This is a genomic window from Paraburkholderia susongensis (assembly GCF_900177725.1).
GTDB lineage: Bacteria > Pseudomonadota > Gammaproteobacteria > Burkholderiales > Burkholderiaceae > Paraburkholderia > Paraburkholderia susongensis.
In genome coordinates this window covers 807,981-824,886 of sequence record NZ_FXAT01000001.1, presented here as the reverse complement: position 1 = coordinate 824,886, position 16,906 = coordinate 807,981, and the positions used below count along the sequence as shown (strand labels likewise).

The 16,906-nt window shown below is 64.0% G+C and carries 12 protein-coding genes and 1 tRNA gene; 8 read left to right on the top strand and 5 right to left on the bottom strand.

Annotated features, from left to right (window positions below; genetic code table 11):
• Positions 1-208: 208 nt before the first annotated feature.
• Positions 209-1,063 (top strand): hypothetical protein, encoded by an 855-nt coding sequence (locus B9Z01_RS03750; protein ID WP_085480888.1) that lies wholly within the window; start codon positions 209-211, stop codon positions 1,061-1,063.
• 154 nt (positions 1,064-1,217) lie between these two features.
• Entirely contained in the window at positions 1,218-1,682 is a 465-nt protein-coding gene (locus B9Z01_RS03745) for a DUF2214 family protein (RefSeq protein WP_085480887.1), read from the top strand.
• 171 nt (positions 1,683-1,853) lie between these two features.
• Here the strand turns inward: B9Z01_RS03745 and B9Z01_RS03740 are convergent, their stop codons facing one another.
• Complete coding sequence (locus B9Z01_RS03740; RefSeq protein ID WP_085480886.1) at positions 1,854-3,728, bottom strand: ABC transporter ATP-binding protein; 1,875 nt, start codon at positions 3,726-3,728, stop codon at positions 1,854-1,856.
• A 632-nt stretch (positions 3,729-4,360) separates the two neighbouring features.
• Here B9Z01_RS03740 and B9Z01_RS03735 point away from each other — a divergent pair.
• Complete coding sequence (locus B9Z01_RS03735) at positions 4,361-5,191, top strand: hypothetical protein (RefSeq protein ID WP_085480885.1); 831 nt, start codon at positions 4,361-4,363, stop codon at positions 5,189-5,191.
• 114 nt (positions 5,192-5,305) lie between these two features.
• Here the strand turns inward: B9Z01_RS03735 and B9Z01_RS03730 are convergent.
• The 4 genes from B9Z01_RS03730 to B9Z01_RS03715 form a co-directional block, all read right to left on the bottom strand.
• Positions 5,306-5,380: transfer RNA gene (locus B9Z01_RS03730), tRNA-Val, on the bottom strand.
• A 57-nt stretch (positions 5,381-5,437) separates the two neighbouring features.
• Positions 5,438-6,163, bottom strand: a complete 726-nt coding sequence (dnaQ, locus tag B9Z01_RS03725) for a DNA polymerase III subunit epsilon (RefSeq protein ID WP_085480884.1) — start codon at positions 6,161-6,163, stop codon at positions 5,438-5,440.
• 93 nt (positions 6,164-6,256) lie between these two features.
• Entirely contained in the window at positions 6,257-6,703 is a 447-nt protein-coding gene (gene rnhA / locus B9Z01_RS03720; RefSeq protein WP_085480883.1) for a ribonuclease HI, read from the bottom strand.
• Positions 6,700-7,587, bottom strand: coding sequence for a class I SAM-dependent methyltransferase (locus tag B9Z01_RS03715; protein ID WP_085480882.1), 888 nt, complete (start codon positions 7,585-7,587; stop codon positions 6,700-6,702). The genes rnhA and B9Z01_RS03715 overlap by 4 nt, the downstream gene beginning before the upstream one ends.
• A 19-nt stretch (positions 7,588-7,606) precedes the next feature.
• Between B9Z01_RS03715 and gloB the strand changes: the two genes are divergently transcribed.
• From gloB to carB, 5 genes are all read left to right on the top strand, one after another.
• On the top strand, positions 7,607-8,398 hold the full coding sequence (gloB, locus tag B9Z01_RS03710) for a hydroxyacylglutathione hydrolase (RefSeq protein ID WP_085480881.1): 792 nt from the start codon (positions 7,607-7,609) through the stop codon (positions 8,396-8,398).
• Between the two features lie 156 nt (positions 8,399-8,554).
• On the top strand, positions 8,555-10,222 hold the full coding sequence (locus B9Z01_RS03705) for a transglycosylase SLT domain-containing protein (protein ID WP_085480880.1): 1,668 nt from the start codon (positions 8,555-8,557) through the stop codon (positions 10,220-10,222).
• Between the two features lie 220 nt (positions 10,223-10,442).
• A complete protein-coding gene (locus B9Z01_RS03700) occupies positions 10,443-11,684 on the top strand; it encodes an MFS transporter (RefSeq protein ID WP_085480879.1) in 1,242 nt (413 codons plus the stop codon).
• A gap of 451 nt (positions 11,685-12,135) precedes the next feature.
• A complete protein-coding gene (carA, locus tag B9Z01_RS03695; RefSeq protein ID WP_085480878.1) occupies positions 12,136-13,290 on the top strand; it encodes a glutamine-hydrolyzing carbamoyl-phosphate synthase small subunit in 1,155 nt (384 codons plus the stop codon).
• A 285-nt stretch (positions 13,291-13,575) separates the two neighbouring features.
• Positions 13,576-16,842: a carbamoyl-phosphate synthase large subunit gene (gene carB / locus B9Z01_RS03690; protein ID WP_085480877.1), complete on the top strand. Its 3,267-nt coding sequence runs from the start codon at positions 13,576-13,578 to the stop codon at positions 16,840-16,842.
• The last annotated feature ends 64 nt before the right edge of the window (positions 16,843-16,906 follow it).

Here is a 16,906-nt window from a genome sequence, read left to right as displayed (position 1 = left end):
GAAACGTTTCGCGCGATTCCTTCGCCATCCGCAACGCCCCGCCGGCATGTCGCCAGCGGGGCGTTGTTGCATGCGCGCCGCGTTTTTCGCGATTGGATGCCTAAAAATGCGGGTTTCCGCCCGGCGAGAACGGGCCACTCTCGGTAATATCCCTATAATGGCCGTGCCGCAAATTGGGGTGCGGCGCAGCCGACGACAGGAGGATGCCTTGGCGAGAACGAAAGAGACGCGTGCGAATGCCGCGCCCGGCGCCGGAACGATTTTTACGTTGCGCGCCATCGGTCTCGTGCTCGCCGCTCGCTGGCTTTTTTCGATGTCGCAGATGGACCTCGCCGCCGCTCTGACGTCGATGGCGTCCTCGCCGTGGGCGTGCATCAACCTCGTTTTCCTGTTCCTGTTGGTTTTCCTGCCGGGCGCGCGCCCGGTCGCCGAGCGCCCGTTCCATCCGCTGCCTCAATGGCTGCGTCAGGCGCTGCGTCTGTTCGCTTTTCTCGGATTTCTGTTTGCGGTCTGGTCGGTGGGCGCGTTCGTCGCGAGCGCCGGCTGGCGGCGCGCGATGCAGGCAGTCGCGGCCACCAACGGCTGGCTGCTCGCCGCACCGTTGCTCTATGCCGCCGTGATCTGGATTTGCCGGCCGCAGCCGTTATGGCGCACCAATATCGCCGCGCGGCGTTTCGCGATCGGCCGGTACGCGGTTTCGCTCGATCCGCTCACGCGCACCGTGGTCGTGTGGGCCGAGCGGCGCAAGGTCGGGCAGTACGACGCGCGCGAGTTGTCCGTGCGTTGGGCGAGCGGGGGGCACGCGCCCTCGACGCCGGCGCCCACGCCCGCAGTGGTGTTCGGCGCGGCGGGCGAGCCGGGCGCGTCGGCGGCGCCGGTGGGGTCGGTTGCGGCGCCGTCGCTCGCGCGCAGCGCTCTGGGTCTGCGTCCGAAAGTCGAGTTGCTGTGGGATTCGCCGGCCGCCGCGGGCCACAACCGGCAAACAGTTTTTCGCGCCGCGCTGACGACCGAAGGTGATCGGGTCGCCGCCCGCGCGCTTGACACGACGCTGCGGCAAGTCTGAAGCTGCATGCTTTGTGCTGTCGGCCACATCGCGTGGCCGGCGCGCGTATTCCGAATCGAAGCTTCGCCGATAATGCAGTCATGACGCCCGGCGCTTCACCATGCGGGCGAGTGGGACACACATCGATCGTATCGCCTCTTTCGCAGGAGTCGCCATGCTGGTTCGCTGGTTGCTTGCCGCCCTTCATCTACTCGCTTATGGCTTCGCGCTCGCGTCGATACTCAGGCGTACCTGGGCGCTGCGCCGGGCATCGGTGCCCGCCGCGTTACGCTCTGTATTCCGCGCGGATACCCGCTGGGGCATTTCCGCGGTGGTGCTGATCGTCACGGGTCTGATGCGCGTGTTCGGCAGCTACGAGAAGGGCGCCGACTACTATCTCCACGAGCCGCTCTTTCACGTCAAGATGGCGCTGCTCGTATTGATCCTGATCCTCGAAGTGCCGTCGATGCTCGGGCTCATGCGTTGGCGCGCGTCGATTCGCAGCGGGCAGGTGCCGAATCTGAAGAAAGCGCGCTCCTATGCGCACTTCAGCGTGATCCAGACAGTCCTGCTGGTACTGATGGTGTTTGCCGCGACGGGGATGGCGCGCGGCATCGGTTTGCCTGCCGGCGTGGTGTAGCGGCCATCCCCGCGGTTGCGGCGTTTGTCGCCGCCGCGGTTGTGGTTGCTGCTTGTGGTTGTCGCGCTTGCAGTTGCGTTAGCAGTTGCATTTGCAGCCGCGTTAGCAGCCACGATGTCGCGGCATTTGCCGCGACATCGTGGCTCGCCGGCGAACTCCTTCCGCGGTCCGCTAATTGACCAGCAAGTCCGAATCGTCGATTCGATCAGCCTTGGCACTCGCTGTTTCGCGCACGAGGTCCGGCTCGCCGAGACCCTTGATCAGTTCCAGCGCCTGACGCTCGAAGAGCCGCCGGTAGAGACCGTTCTCGCGTTTGATCAGCGCGTCGTGACTGCCTTCCTCGATCACCTTGCCCTTGTCCAGCACCAGCAGCCGGTCCAGCGCGCGCACCGTCGACAGTCGGTGCGCGACCACGAGCGTGGTGCGGCCCTGCATCAGCCGCTCCATCGCGCGCTGGATCAGCACCTCGCTTTCGCTGTCGAGGCTCGACGTGGCTTCGTCGAGAATCAGGATCGGCGCGTCGGCGAGAAAAGCCCGCGCGATCGCGACGCGTTGACGTTCGCCGCCCGATAGCTTGATGCCCCGTTCGCCGACCAGCGTGTCGTAACCGTCGGGCAGCGCGGCGATGAAGTCGTGCGCGCTCGCGAGCCGCGCGGCCCGCTCGATTTCGGCGCGGCTCGCACCGGGCCGTCCATACGCAATGTTCTCGGCGAGCGAGCGATGAAACAGCACCGGCTCCTGCTGGACGATCGCAATCTGGCTGCGCAACGACGTCTGCCGTACTTGGACGATGTCCTGACCATCGATCGTGATCCGGCCGCCCGAAATGTCATGGAGACGCTGGATCAGCTTGATGAAGGTCGTCTTGCCCGAGCCCGAATGCCCGACCAGCCCGACGCGTTCGCCGGGCGCGATGCGCATGGAGAAGTCGTCGTAGAGCGGCCGGCTATGCGCGCCGTAGTGAAACGAAACGTGCTCGAAACGGATCTCGCCTTTGCTGATCGCGATCGGGCCGGCGCCGGGACGGTCTTCGATGCCGAGCGATTGGCTCTCGAGCGACACCAGTTCCTCCATGTCGTTGACCGAGCGCTGCAGATTGCGGATGTGCATGCCGATGTCGCGCAGATAGCCTTGCAGCATGAAGAACATCGTCAGCGCGAACGTGATGTCGCCGACGCTCGCTTCGCCGCGCGCCCACAGCAGCAGCGCCACGCCGAGAATCGCGGCCTGGATCGCGGCCAGCATGCCGCCCTGAATGCCGCCGTTGAGCGTGCCGAGCACCCATGTGCGGCGCGTGCGCTGCCGCCATTTGCCGATCACGTGCGCGAGGCGCGCTTCCTCGCGCGCTTCGGCGCCGAACGCCTTGACGACGCCGTTGCAGCTGACCGCATCGGCGAGCGCGCCACCCATGCGCGTGTCCCATGCGTTCGCGAGACGCGCGGCCGGTGCCACGACGCCGAGCGACACGGCCACGGTCACCACGATATACAGCGCCGAGCCGATGCCGACGACCACGCCCATCATCGGCCAACGCCAGCCGAGCAGGGCGGTCGCGCCGGCCAGCATGACGAGCGACGGCAACAGCGCGATCAGCAGCGTGTCGTTGAGCAGATCGAGCGCCCACATGCCGCGCGTGATCTTGCGCACCGTGGAGCCGGCAAAGCTGTTCGCATGCCAGTCGGTCGAAAAGCGCTGTACGCGATGAAACGCGCTCGCGGCGATTTCGCTCATCATCTTCAGCGTGAAGCGGATGATGTTGAAGTACACGCCCTGGCGCAGCAGCGTCGCGGTCAGACCGAGCGCGGCGAGCGCGCCGAAGGCCTCGAGCGCCTTGTGCCAGACAGGTGCGGCGCTGGCCGGGCCGGCTGCGATCGCGTCGACGAGCCGTCCGGCGAAGACCGGCGTGAGGATGTCGGCGAGCGCCGTGAAGAGCGCGAGCGCGGCGATCACGACGATGCGCCACGGCTGTTGCGTCCAGTGACGGAAGGTGAAGCCGAGGACATCCTTGAAGGCTTGTCCGCGAAAGTCGAGTTTTTTTCTGGTCATTTGCTATGACCCGGCGACGCATGCGCGAAGCAGGGTTCCAGTCAGAAGCGAAAGAGGCAGACAGTCAACGTGGGCCGGAATGCACGCCCGGTGAGCGGGCGATAAAAAAGCAGCGGTAACCGGACGGCGGGACTGTCTTGAATGAATGCGGCGCGCCTCTCGAGGCGAGCCCGCATCGGCGGCGACGTGACGACTTAAGGTCGCATCAGTCGCGTCGGGCAGGCCGACGGTCGCGAGACCATACGAGGGAGCGCGATATGCACTGTGAACATGCGACGCCTCCCTGTGATGGTTTGAGGTGGAGAAACTGGAGAAATTGGGCGAAACGAACGCCCAAGCAGTAAATATATCAGCTGCGCCGGGTGCTCGCAAACATACGAAATCACGGTGTTGGCGGTGTAGGTGGGTGTCTGTGGCCGCGGCTCGGGCTTTACTCCGGCTTGGTGCGTTGAGCCGCACGCCGCGCTTTTCTTTTCTTGCGACGAAATCCTGATCTCGACATGATGAATCCACGTGCGCTGGCGGCTTCGGCGACGCATGCGGGCCGCGTGGATCTGCGAGGCCCGAGAAAAAACCAATTACTACTTGCGCTCCTGTCCGAGCCGAAGAGAGAAATGCCCATGAGCGCTCGGATGACGGACGCCTCACTGAAACCCATTACCGCCGCAGAAGTGGAGCAGCTGGAAGCGCAGATGAACGAGACTGGCGTGGGGGTTCTGCGTGATGTCATCAGCGATTCGCTTTTGCAGCAGGCAAGAGGCTACGTGAAGGCGCAACTCGAACAGCGCGGTGGTCAATACTTCGGTCTGCGCGGTCCCGAATGGATTGCGCAAAGCCCGCTCGATACCGTGTTTCGCTCCGAAGCATTCGCTACGGTGCTGACGAGTCTTTATGAAAAGGCGATGGGCACGCAGCCGCCGAGCGATCGGATCTTGCCCGTCATCCGCGTGGTGGCGGGCACGCTGGGTCTGCGGCATTCGAATCTGTTCCACTACGATTCGTTCGTCGTCACCGCGCTCGTGCCGATCGTGATTCCGAGCCGGCCGGACGAGTTGCCAGGCCACCTCGTGATGTATCCGAACCTGCGCAAGGTGCGGCGGCGCGCAGTGGTCAATATCGCGGAGAAGCTGTTCGTCGAGAGCGCAACTGCACGCCGTCTATGGCGCTCGCCGTGGTTGCAACACCGGCTCGGTGCGCAAATCGTCAAACTCGAGCCTGGCAATATCTATTTTTTCTGGGGCATGCGGTCGCTGCATGCGAATCAGGCGTGCCTCGCGGAAAGCGTGCGCAGCACCGTGCTCTTTCATTTCGGTGATCCGCACGAAAAGAGCGTGTTCAAACAGTACAGCCGGCGCCTGTCCGAACTGCGCACGCGCCGGATTGCGGGGAAAGAGCACAGAGCACGGGATCGTCGGTATGCGGCTGTGGAAGGGGAGCTGCCTCGCGCGAATCCGGACAATTGAGTGAGTCGGGCCGGTTTGCCGAAATACATCGATGCGCGGCCGCGCAAATAGAAAAAGGGCTTGCACGTTGCCGTGCAAGCCCTTTTTTCTTCGGTGATCGACACACCAAGAATCTGGTGGGTAGTACTGGGATCGAACCAGTGACCCCTGCCGTGTGAAGGCAGTGCTCTACCGCTGAGCTAACCACCCGAAGAGAGCAAGATTATGCCGGGGATTTTCGGGCTCGTCTAGTACTTTTTAAGTAATTTACTCATCGCTCGCCGGCGTGGCTTCAAGGCGCCACACGCTCGCACCTTTAACCGCCTTGTCGAGATCGTCGAGCACTGCCTCGTGCGCGCCGATTTCATCATCGCTCGCGGTGACCACGAGCAGCTCCAGCGACTCGAGCGCGACGCGCGGCGCGTGCGTATCGCTGCCCGTTTGCGCTTCGCCGAGCATGTCGATGACGAGGCTTTCCTGACCGCGCGTCATCGCCAGATAGACTTCCGCGAGCAGCTCCGAGTCGAGCAGCGCGCCGTGCAGCGTACGGTGCGCGTTGCTGATGCCGAAGCGGTCGCACAATGCATCGAGCGAATTGCGCTTGCCCGGGAACATCTGCTTCGCGCGCGCGAGCGTGTCGATGACTTCGCCGCAGTACGTCTTCACGGGCGGCAAGCCGAGCAGCGTGAACTCGGCGTCGAGAAAGCCGATGTCGAACGGCGCGTTGTGAATGATCAGGTCCGCGCCTTCGATGAAGTCGCGAAACTGGTCGACGATCTCGGCGAACTTCGGCTTGTCGCTCAGGAACTCCGTGGTCAGGCCGTGCACGGCGAGCGCGCCCGGATCGCTATCGCGTTCCGGGTTGATGTAGAAGTGCAGGTTATTGCCGGTGAGCCGGCGGTTCACCAGCTCGACGCAACCGAGTTCGAGAATCCGGTCGCCGCCGCGAGCGTTCAGGCCGGTAGTTTCGGTATCGAGGATGAGTTGACGCATGTCGGATTAGCCTGCTTCGAAAAAAATTGCAGCAAAAAAAGCGGGGAGGGCGCGCGGATTGAATTGCAATGCGCGTTGCCAAAGCACGAGCCCTTACATTTCCGCGAGCGACGCGACTCCGCGATTGGCAAGCTGATCGGCACGCTCGTTTTCCGGATGCCCGTTGTGTCCGCGCACCCAGCGCCATTCGATTTCGTGTTGCGCGACGAGTGCGTCGAGCCGCTTCCACAGATCGGCGTTCTTCACCGGCTGCTTCGCCGCGGTGATCCAGCCTTTCTTTTTCCAGCCGTGAATCCATTCGCTGATGCCTTTCTGCACATACTGCGAGTCGGTGTGCACGATCACCTTGCAGGGGCGCTTGAGCGCTTCGAGCGCGGCTATCACGCCCATCAGCTCCATGCGATTGTTGGTCGTATTGGCTTCGCCGCCGAACAGTTCTTTTTCCTGGCCGCCGAAACGCAGCAGCGCGCCCCAGCCGCCTCGCCCAGGATTGCCCTTGCAGGCGCCGTCGGTATAAATGTCGATGTGATCTGAAGTCATTCGGTGTGATTGCGTGTATTCGGTGTGGCGGCGCTCGCGAGGCCCGCGGCAAGCACGGGTTTCTTCACTTTGAGCGGCCCGACGAGGCGCATGCCGGGCACGCGCTTGATTGCCTTGATCATGTAGGTCGCGCCGAAAATTGGCCACCAGCGGTCGCCGGCGGCTTCCATGAACGCGTAGCGCGACAGCCATTGTTCGCTGCCGAGCGGCGGACGATAGCAGCCGAAGCGTCCGCGTTCAAGGTCGAAGCCGAGCAGCTTGATCCAGTCCTTCAGGCGCGTGAACGCGATCAGGTCGACGGAGGCGGGCACGAACGGGCGGCCGGTCATCTTGCCGATCGACTGCCGCATGCCCCACAGCGACAGCGAATTGAAGCCGAAAATGATCAGTTGCCCTTCGGGCATCAACACGCGCTCGGCCTCGCGCAACAGACGGTGCGGGTCGCTCGTGAATTCGAGCGTGTGCGGCATCACGATCAGGTCGACGCTTTGCGCCTCGAACGGCAGATCGAGCAGGTCGCACCATACCGTGCTGCGTCCGGCCGGCGCGGGTAAGCCGGCCGGGCCAGCCGGACTGGCCCGGCCGATTGTGCCGGCCGTGCCGTCTGGATCGACTTGGCTCGCACCGAGGCCGCCGCCTTGCCGCGCGCCGCGCGGAAACGTGTACGGCGCGCTGGCGCCGCTCGCGGCGTCGAGCACGAGGCCGCGGCACGGCATGCGGTTTTCGCGCAATGCATCGAGCTGGGGCAGGCCAAGTTGCAGCGCATGATAGCCGAACACGTCCGACACCACGCGGTCGAGCTGCGTCTGCTCCCACTCGAGCACGTAGCGGCCAGGCGGCGAGTCGGTCCAGGCGGGCCAGTCTATAATCGCTCGATCAGTCATATCAAAGAATGCGTCGCCTATGAATGCGCTCGAGTACGTACCGGTCCCGGCGTTTGAAGACAATTACATCTGGGTCGTTGCCGACGGACACCACGCGGTGGTCGTCGATCCGGGCGAGGCCGCGCCTGTGCGCGCCTTTCTGGCCCAACGCGGATGGCGGCTGAGCGCTATTTTACTCACGCACCATCATCAAGACCACGTCGGCGGAGTGGCCGATCTGCTGAACGGCCAGGACGTGCCAGTCTACGGCCCCGCCGGCGAAGCGATCGAGCATCTCACGCATCGCCTCGAAAATGGCGATCGCGTGACGATCGCAGCGCCCGCGCTCGAATTCCGCGTACTCGACGTGCCCGGCCACACGAGCGGACACATCGCCTATTTCCAGGCGGCCGATTCGCGCGGCACGCCGCACGTCTTTTGCGGTGACACGCTATTCGCCTGCGGCTGCGGGCGGCTCTTCGAAGGCACGCCGAAACAGATGCTCACCTCGCTCGACGCACTCGCGGCGCTGCCCGGCGCGACCGAAGTGCATTGCGCGCACGAGTACACACTGTCGAACATCCGCTTCGCGCTCGCCTGCGAGCCGCACAACGCAGAACTGCAAGCGTGGCGCGACAAGGCGAGCGAGTTGCGCGCCCGCCATGTGCCGACGCTGCCGACCACCATCGCGCACGAGCGGGCGGTGAACCCGTTCCTGCGGGCCGGCGAACCGGCGGTGCGGGCGAGCCTCGAAGCGCAGTTGCACGAGGCGGTGCCCGATCGTCTCGCGGCCTTCACGCTGATGCGCGAATGGAAAAATCGCTTCCGCTGATTCGGAGCGCATTCGGCGATCTTCACGCGATGAATCGCAAAAATTCGCCAAGCCCAAGATTTGGTTGATTTTTTTCTTGATTTTCCGATTGACGGAAACGTTGCCGTTTCGTACTATCGGCAGCAAATTCCAGTCCTTGTGGAAACCGAGACGTTCATGCGATTTATCTTAAGTGCGTTATTGGTCCTGACACTCGCCGCGTGCGCGAGCCAGGGACCGACAACGAAAACCGCCACCAACCCCGCCAGCCAGCAAGCCGTAGCCGACGCCCTTCGCAAGAACGCCACCGCTAAAGAAACCATCAACGTCGATCAGGGTTCCGTCAATCAGTTGACGAGCCAGGACGCCGATCTATGGGGCCGCATTCGGCGTGGTTTCCAGATGCCGGATCTGCAAACCGACCTCGTCGATATGCAGCTCAACTGGTACTTGCAGCGTCCGGATTACGTGCAGCGCATGACCGAGCGCTCGCAGAAATACCTGTATCACATCGTCGAGGAACTCGAGGCGCGTCATATGCCGACCGAGCTCGCGCTGCTGCCGTTCATCGAGTCCGCCTATAGTCCGCAGGCGCTGTCGGTCGCGAAGGCGGCGGGCATGTGGCAGTTCATGCCGGGCACCGGCCGCACCTACAACCTCAAGCAGAACATGTGGCAGGACGAACGTCGCGACGTGCTCGCCTCGACGAGCGCCGCGCTCGACTATCTGTCGAATCTGCACGACATGTTCGGCGACTGGCAGCTCGCGCTCGCCGCATACAACTGGGGCGAGGGCAACGTGCAGCGCGCGATCGCGCGCAACGAGGCGGCGGGCCTGCCCACCGACTACCTGAGCCTGCGCATGCCGAACGAAACGCGCAACTACGTGCCGAAGCTCCAGGCGGTCAAGAACATCATCATGAACCCGCAGATGTACGGGCTCACGCTGCCGGCGATTCCGAACCACCCGTACTTCGTGACGGTCACGACTTCGCACGACATCGACGTCGATGTCGCCGCACGTCTCGCCAATCTGTCGACGGACGAATTCCGCTCGCTGAATCCGTCGTTCAGAAAACCGGTGATTCTCGGCGCGACGCAGCCGCAGATCCTGCTGCCGTTCGACAACGCCTCCGCGTTCGAGCGCAATCTGAAAGCGTATTCCGGCTCGCTGTCGTCGTGGACTACGTACACGGTCGACCAGCGCGCGACGCCCGCGGCGATCGCACAGAAAATCGGTGTCGACGCCGACACGCTGATGGAAGTGAACAAGATTCCAGTCGGCATGCGTTTGAAACCCGGCTCGACGATCGTCGTGCCGCGCGGTTCGGACGACGACGAGGACATTAGTGCCGACGTCGCCGAAAGCGCGGTGCTCGCGATGGAGCCCGACGTTCCCGATACGCGCAAGATGCTGATCCGCGTGCGCCGCAATCAGTCGATGTCCGCCATCGCGTTGCGCTACGGCGTGTCGGTCGGGCAGTTGAAGGCGTGGAACAAGACGCGTCGCGATCAGGTGTCGCGCGGCCAGGTGATCGTGCTGCACGTGCCGGTCGGCAAGCCGGTGCCGAGCGAGCCCGGTCCGGAGAAGATCGCCACCGACGTGCAGGGCGGCGGCGTTCAGAAGATCGGTACCCATGTCGCAGAAACGCGCGGCGACAGGAAGAAGGGGCGCGGCCGCTCCGCCATCGTCAAGGTGGCCGAGCCGACCGGCAAGGCGTCAGCGCCCGTTGCCAGCAAGGGCAAGGTCGAAAAGGTGTCGGCCTCCGCGCCCGGCAAGGCGTCGAAGGGTGCGGCGGAGAGTCACCCGAAGACCGCGGCCAGCGCGAAGAAGAAGGGTAAGTAGGTCGTATCGTAAGTAGGCCAATGGCGATTCCCGCGGTAGTGGCAACACGCGTTGCGAGGGCAGCGCGTGGTTGAGTCCCGATCGCGCATCGAGTTCTTCAAACGCCGTCACCCTGAGGTGACGGCGTTTTTCATTGTGCAGACCATCCGGCGGATTTGCCGTATTTCCTTTATTGTTCGTGCTTTGGCCGTGTTGGCCGTTCTGCTCTGATTCCAGGTCTATGTCGTCGACCCAACTGCGCGTCTTTCTGCTCTTTTCCGCCGGCTATTTCGTCTCCTATCTGTTTCGCGGCGTCAACCTCGGCTTTGCGCCGTTCATCACGCACGATCTCGGTCTCTCCGCCGCCGACCTCGGTGTGCTGACCAGTCTGTATTTCCTCGGCTTCGCGGGCGCGCAGATTCCCGCCGGCGTGCTGCTCGATCACTTCGGCGCGCGCCGCGTCACGGCCGCCACGCTGCTGTTCGCCGCGCTCGGCATCTGGGTGTTCGGCGCCGCGCAGAGCCTCGGCATGATGATGATCGGGCGGCTGCTGATCGGCGTCGGCGTTTCCGTGTGCCTCGGCGCCGCGTTCAAGGCGCTTGCGCAGCACTTCCCGGTGGGCCGTCTGCCGCTCATGAACGGGCTCGTGATGGCGATCGGCGGTTTCGGCGGCGTGATGGTCGGCTCGCCGCTCACGTGGGTGCTTGGCCTCGCGAGTTGGCGCACGGTCTGCGTCGGGCTCGGTGTGCTGACAGTGGCGGTCGCGCTCGCGCAGTGGACGCTCGCGCCGGATACACGGGAAACGCACCACCAGGCGAGCCTCGGCGCGCAGTTCAAAGGCACCTGGCACATTCTGCGCAGCGCGGCATTCTGGAAGGTCGCGTCGTTTTCGGTCGTCACGCAAGGCGTTTTCTACGCGATGCAGTCGCTGTGGGTCGGTGCGTGGCTGCGCGACGTGCAGGGCTTCGAGCCGCATGAGGCGGCGGCGCTCGTGTCGATTCTCGGCTTTGCGATGATGGCCGGCTGCGTCGGCTTCGGCGCGGCGGCGCGCAGCCTCGAGCGGCGCGGCGTCTCGCTGTATGCGTTCTGCGGCATCGGCATGGCGCTTTACGTGCTCACGCAATTGCTGATCATGTTCAAGGCGCCGTTGCCCGCGGGCCTGCTGTGGGCGGCGTACGGGATTTTCGGCGGGACCGGCATCCTGAGCTACGCGGTGATGGCACGGCATTTCCCGCCGCAGATGATCGGCCGCGTGAACACCACGCTGACGCTGATCATCTTCCTGCTGATTTTCGGCTTCCAGATCGGCGTCGGCGCGGTGCTCTCGCATTGGCCGGCGAGCGACGGCCATTATCCGGCGGCCGCGCATTTGAGCGCGTGGGAGATTCTGGTGGCGCTGCAGGTGCTGAGCGCGATCTGGTACGTGTTGCCGGGCCGCAAGCTGGCGCGGCCGACCGAAGTGCGTGCTGAGCAGGAAGCCTGAAGCGGCCGGCGCTGCGGTTTGGCGGGGGGCAACCCGCCGGTCTGTCCCCGTCATTGTTACCTGCTTTCGAGTCGCGCGAATGCGTGCTCGCGATCGCGCAAACCGCCACCGGGCAAGGCTTTGAGCGTTTGCCGGCGCCGCCGGGACACGTCGGGGCCCTATCTCGTATTTGGTGAGAAGGGTAGATTCAGGCTATAATTACAAGGTTTGAGCTTATCAACCCGCACCCTAGCGCCTACCTCTCCCATACCGTTCATCCGCCGCGCGCCATTGGCGTAGCAAGAAGGGCCCCGCACCGAGTCGAGCCGTCCACACAATGGACCCATCGCGCCCCTTGCAGCGTCTCCGGCAGCACGCGAGCGAGTCTGCGCGCGCATCCACGGTGTGTTTCGCTGCGGCTCGCAATCGGATAGACAGGTCGGCAACAGGGTGTTCCCCCAAGGAGTCTCCCGTGTTGCCGTCATTTTCTCCCGCTCTCCTCGCGCTCGCCGACGGCACGGTCTTTCGTGGTTATTCGATCGGCGCCCCCGGGCATACCATTGGCGAAGTCGTGTTCAACACGGCCATCACCGGCTATCAGGAAATCCTGACTGACCCGAGCTACGCGCGCCAGATCGTCACCCTCACGTATCCGCATATCGGCAATGTCGGCGTGAACGCCGAAGACGTCGAAGCGACGAAAGTCCATGCCGCCGGCCTGATCATCCGTGATCTGCCGGTTCTCGCGTCGAACTTCCGCATGGAGCGCACGCTCTCGCAATACCTGCAGGACGAAGGCGTGGTCGCCATCGCCGGCATCGACACCCGCAAGCTGACCCGCGTGCTGCGTGACAAGGGTGCGCAGAACGGCGCGATCCTCGCCGGTTCGGACGACGAAGCCAAGGCCATCGAACTCGCGCGCTCGTTCCCGGGCCTCGCCGGCATGGACCTCGCGAAGGTCGTGTCGACGAAGGAAACCTACGAGTGGACCCGCACCGAATGGCGTCTGGGCGAGGGCTACGGCACGCAGAACGCGCCGAAGTACCGCGTGGTCGCGTTCGACTACGGCGTCAAGCAAAACATCCTGCGCATGCTGGCCGAGCGCGGCTGCCACGTCACCGTGCTGCCGGCGCAGTCGAGCGCCGCTGACGCACTCGCGCTCAACCCGGACGGCGTCTTTCTGTCGAACGGCCCCGGCGACCCGGAGCCGTGCGACTACGCGATCGCGGCGACGAAGGAGTTCATCGAGCGCGGCATTCCGACCTTCGGCATCTGCCTCGGCCATCAGATCATGGGCCTCGCGGTCGGCGCGAAGACGATGAAGATGAAGACGGGCCACCACGGCGCAAACCATCCGGTGAAGGATCTCGACGACGGCCGCGTGGTCATCACGTCGCAGAACCACGGTTTCGCGGTCGACGCCGACACGTTGCCCGCCAATGCGCGCGTCACGCACGTATCGCTGTTCGACGGCACGCTGCAAGGCTTCGCGCTGACCGACAAGCCGGCGTTCTGCTTCCAGGGCCACCCGGAAGCGTCGCCAGGCCCGAACGACATCGCGTATCTGTTCGATCGCTTCACTGCGTTGATGGACGCGAACAAGGGTGCCAACAGCGCGGCGGCATAGGGCTCGAACAGGGCGACAGGCTGGCGGGGCGGGGAAAACGGCCCCGGCTGCCTGGCGCCACGGGCCTGCTGCAAGCGATAAGCGATACGGGAGCGGCACGGCGGTAACTCGAAGGCATGACGGCGAGCGGGTTCAGTAACCCGGTCCGTTGAGCCGCACTCGGGCAATCCGCCGCAAGACCGGCGTATCCGGCGCATGCGAGCCCAGCCGCACAAAACAGCGCGCGCAACGTGAAAACGGCGCGCGCCGACGGAAAGAATTCAGGAATACATTAGCGAGAGCGTTATGCCCAAGCGGACAGACATCAAGAGCATCCTCATCATCGGCGCGGGTCCGATCATCATCGGCCAGGCGTGCGAGTTCGATTATTCGGGCGCGCAGGCATGCAAGGCGCTGCGCGAGGAAGGCTACAAGGTCATTCTCGTCAACAGCAATCCGGCGACGATCATGACCGACCCGAACACGGCCGACGTGACCTACATCGAGCCGATCACGTGGGAAGTGGTCGAGCGCATCATCGAAAAGGAGCGCCCGGACGCGATCCTGCCGACGATGGGCGGCCAGACCGCGCTGAACTGCGCGCTCGATCTGCATGCGCACGGCGTGCTGGCGAAGTACGGCGTCGAGCTGATCGGCGCATCGCCGGAAGCGATCGACAAGGCGGAAGACCGCCAGAAGTTCAAGGACGCGATGACGAAGATCGGCCTCGGTTCGGCCAAGTCGGGCACCGCGCATTCGATGGAAGAAGCGCTGCAGGTGCAGGCGAAGATCGCCGCGGAAACCGGCAGCGGCGGCTACCCGGTCGTGATCCGTCCGTCGTTCACGCTGGGCGGCTCGGGTGGCGGCATCGCGTACAACCGCGACGAATTCGAGGAGATCTGCAAGCGCGGCCTCGATCTGTCGCCGACGCGCGAGCTGCTGATCGAAGAATCGCTGCTCGGCTGGAAAGAGTACGAGATGGAAGTGGTCCGCGATACGAAGGACAACTGCATCATCGTCTGCTCGATCGAAAACCTCGACCCGATGGGCATTCATACCGGCGACTCGATCACGGTCGCGCCGGCGCAAACGCTCACCGACAAGGAATACCAGATCCTGCGTAACGCGTCGCTCGCGGTGCTGCGCGAGATCGGCGTCGATACCGGCGGCTCGAACGTGCAGTTCTCGATCAATCCGAAAGACGGCCGGATGATCGTGATCGAAATGAACCCGCGCGTGTCGCGTTCGTCGGCGCTGGCGTCGAAGGCGACGGGCTTCCCGATCGCCAAGGTCGCGGCGAAGCTCGCCGTCGGCTACACGCTGGATGAACTCAAGAACGAAATCACCGGCGGCCAGACCCCGGCATCGTTCGAACCGACGATCGACTACGTCGTCACGAAGATTCCGCGTTTCGCGTTCGAGAAGTTCCGCGAAGCCGATTCGCGTCTGACCACGCAGATGAAGTCGGTCGGCGAAGTGATGGCGATCGGCCGCACATTCCAGGAGTCGTTCCAGAAAGCGCTGCGCGGCCTCGAAGTCGGCGTCGACGGTCTGGACGAAAAGACCGCGAACCGCGACGAGATCATCCGCGAGATCGGCGAAGCCGGTCCGGATCGCATCTGGTATGTCGGCGACGCGTTCCGCGTTGGCATGACGGCGCAGGAAATTTTCGAAGAGACCGCGATCGACCCGTGGTTCCTCGCGCAGATCGAACAGATCGTGCTGAAGGAAAAGGCGCTGGCCGGCCGCACGCTCGCGAGCCTCACGAAGGAAGAGCTGAAGTACCTGAAGCAGAGCGGCTTTTCGGATCGGCGTCTGGCGAAGCTGCTCGGCGCGAAGCCGGCGGAAGTGCGCGCTCGCCGTATCGAGCTGAACGTGCGACCGGTGTACAAGCGCGTCGACACCTGCGCGGCCGAGTTCGCGACGAAAACTGCGTACATGTACTCGACCTACGAGGAAGAGTGCGAAGCGAATCCGACGAACAACAAGAAGATCATGGTGCTGGGCGGCGGCCCGAACCGGATCGGCCAGGGTATCGAGTTCGACTATTGCTGCGTGCACGCCGCGCTCGCGATGCGCGAGGACGGCTATGAAACGATCATGGTCAACTGCAACCCGGAAACCGTATCGACCGATTACGACACGTCCGATCGTCTGTACTTCGAATCGCTGACGCTCGAAGACGTGCTCGAAATCGTCGACAAGGAAAAGCCGGTCGGCGTGATCGTGCAGTACGGCGGCCAGACGCCGCTGAAGCTCGCGCTCGATCTCGAAGCGAACGGTGTGCCGATCATCGGCACGTCGCCGGACATGATCGACGCGGCCGAAGACCGTGAGCGCTTCCAGAAGCTGCTGCAGGACCTCGGCCTGCGTCAGCCGCCGAACCGCACCGCGCGCGCCGAAGACGAAGCGCTGAAGCTCGCCGACGAAATCGGCTATCCGCTCGTCGTGCGCCCGTCGTACGTGCTGGGCGGCCGCGCGATGGAAATCGTTCACGAACCGCGCGACCTCGAACGCTATATGCGCGAGGCCGTGAAGGTGTCGAACGATTCGCCGGTGCTGCTCGACCGCTTCCTGAACGACGCGATCGAATGCGACGTGGATTGCATTTCGGACGGCGAGGCCGTGTTCATCGGCGGCGTGATGGAGCACATCGAGCAGGCGGGCGTGCACTCGGGCGACTCGGCCTGTTCGCTGCCGCCGTATTCGTTGTCGAAGGCGACCATCGCCGAACTCAAGCGCCAGACCGCCGCGATGGCGAAGGCGCTGAACGTGGTCGGCCTGATGAACGTGCAGTTCGCGATCCAGCAGGTGCCTTCCAGCACACATGCGACGGACGGTTCGAAGGACGACATCATCTACGTGCTCGAAGTGAACCCGCGTGCATCGCGCACGGTGCCGTACGTGTCGAAGGCGACGAGCCTGCCGCTCGCGAAGATCGCGGCACGCGCGATGGTCGGCCAGAAGCTCGCTGACCAGGGCGTGACGAAGGAAGTCGAGCCGCCTTACTTCAGCGTGAAGGAAGCGGTGTTCCCGTTCGTCAAGTTCCCGGCGGTCGACCCGGTCCTCGGACCGGAAATGCGTTCGACCGGCGAAGTGATGGGCGTGGGCCAGACGTTCGGCGAAGCGCTCTTCAAGTCGCAACTCGCGGCGGGTTCGCGTCTGCCGGAGTCGGGCACGGTGCTGCTGACCGTGATGGACGCCGACAAGCCGAAGGCCGTCGAAGTCGCGCGCATGCTGCACGAACTCGGCTATCCGATCGTCGCGACCAAGGGTACGGCGGCTGCGATCGAAGCGGCTGGCGTGCCGGTCAAGGTCGTCAACAAGGTGAAGGACGGCCGTCCGCACATCGTCGATATGATCAAGAACGGCGAGATCGCGCTCGTCTTCACGACGGTCGACGAAACGCGCGCGGCGATCGCCGATTCGCGCTCGATCCGCATGAGTGCGCAGGCGAACAAGGTCACCTACTACACGACGATGTCGGGCGCGCGCGCGGCGGTCGAGGGTCTGCGTTATCTGAAGAACCTGGAAGTCTATGATTTACAAGGACTCCACGCTCGCCTAAACTAAGGTTTCGACTACCTGTTCAAGATGTAAGTGCCGCGGTTAAGCGGCGTTCCGCAGGTGCAGCGGC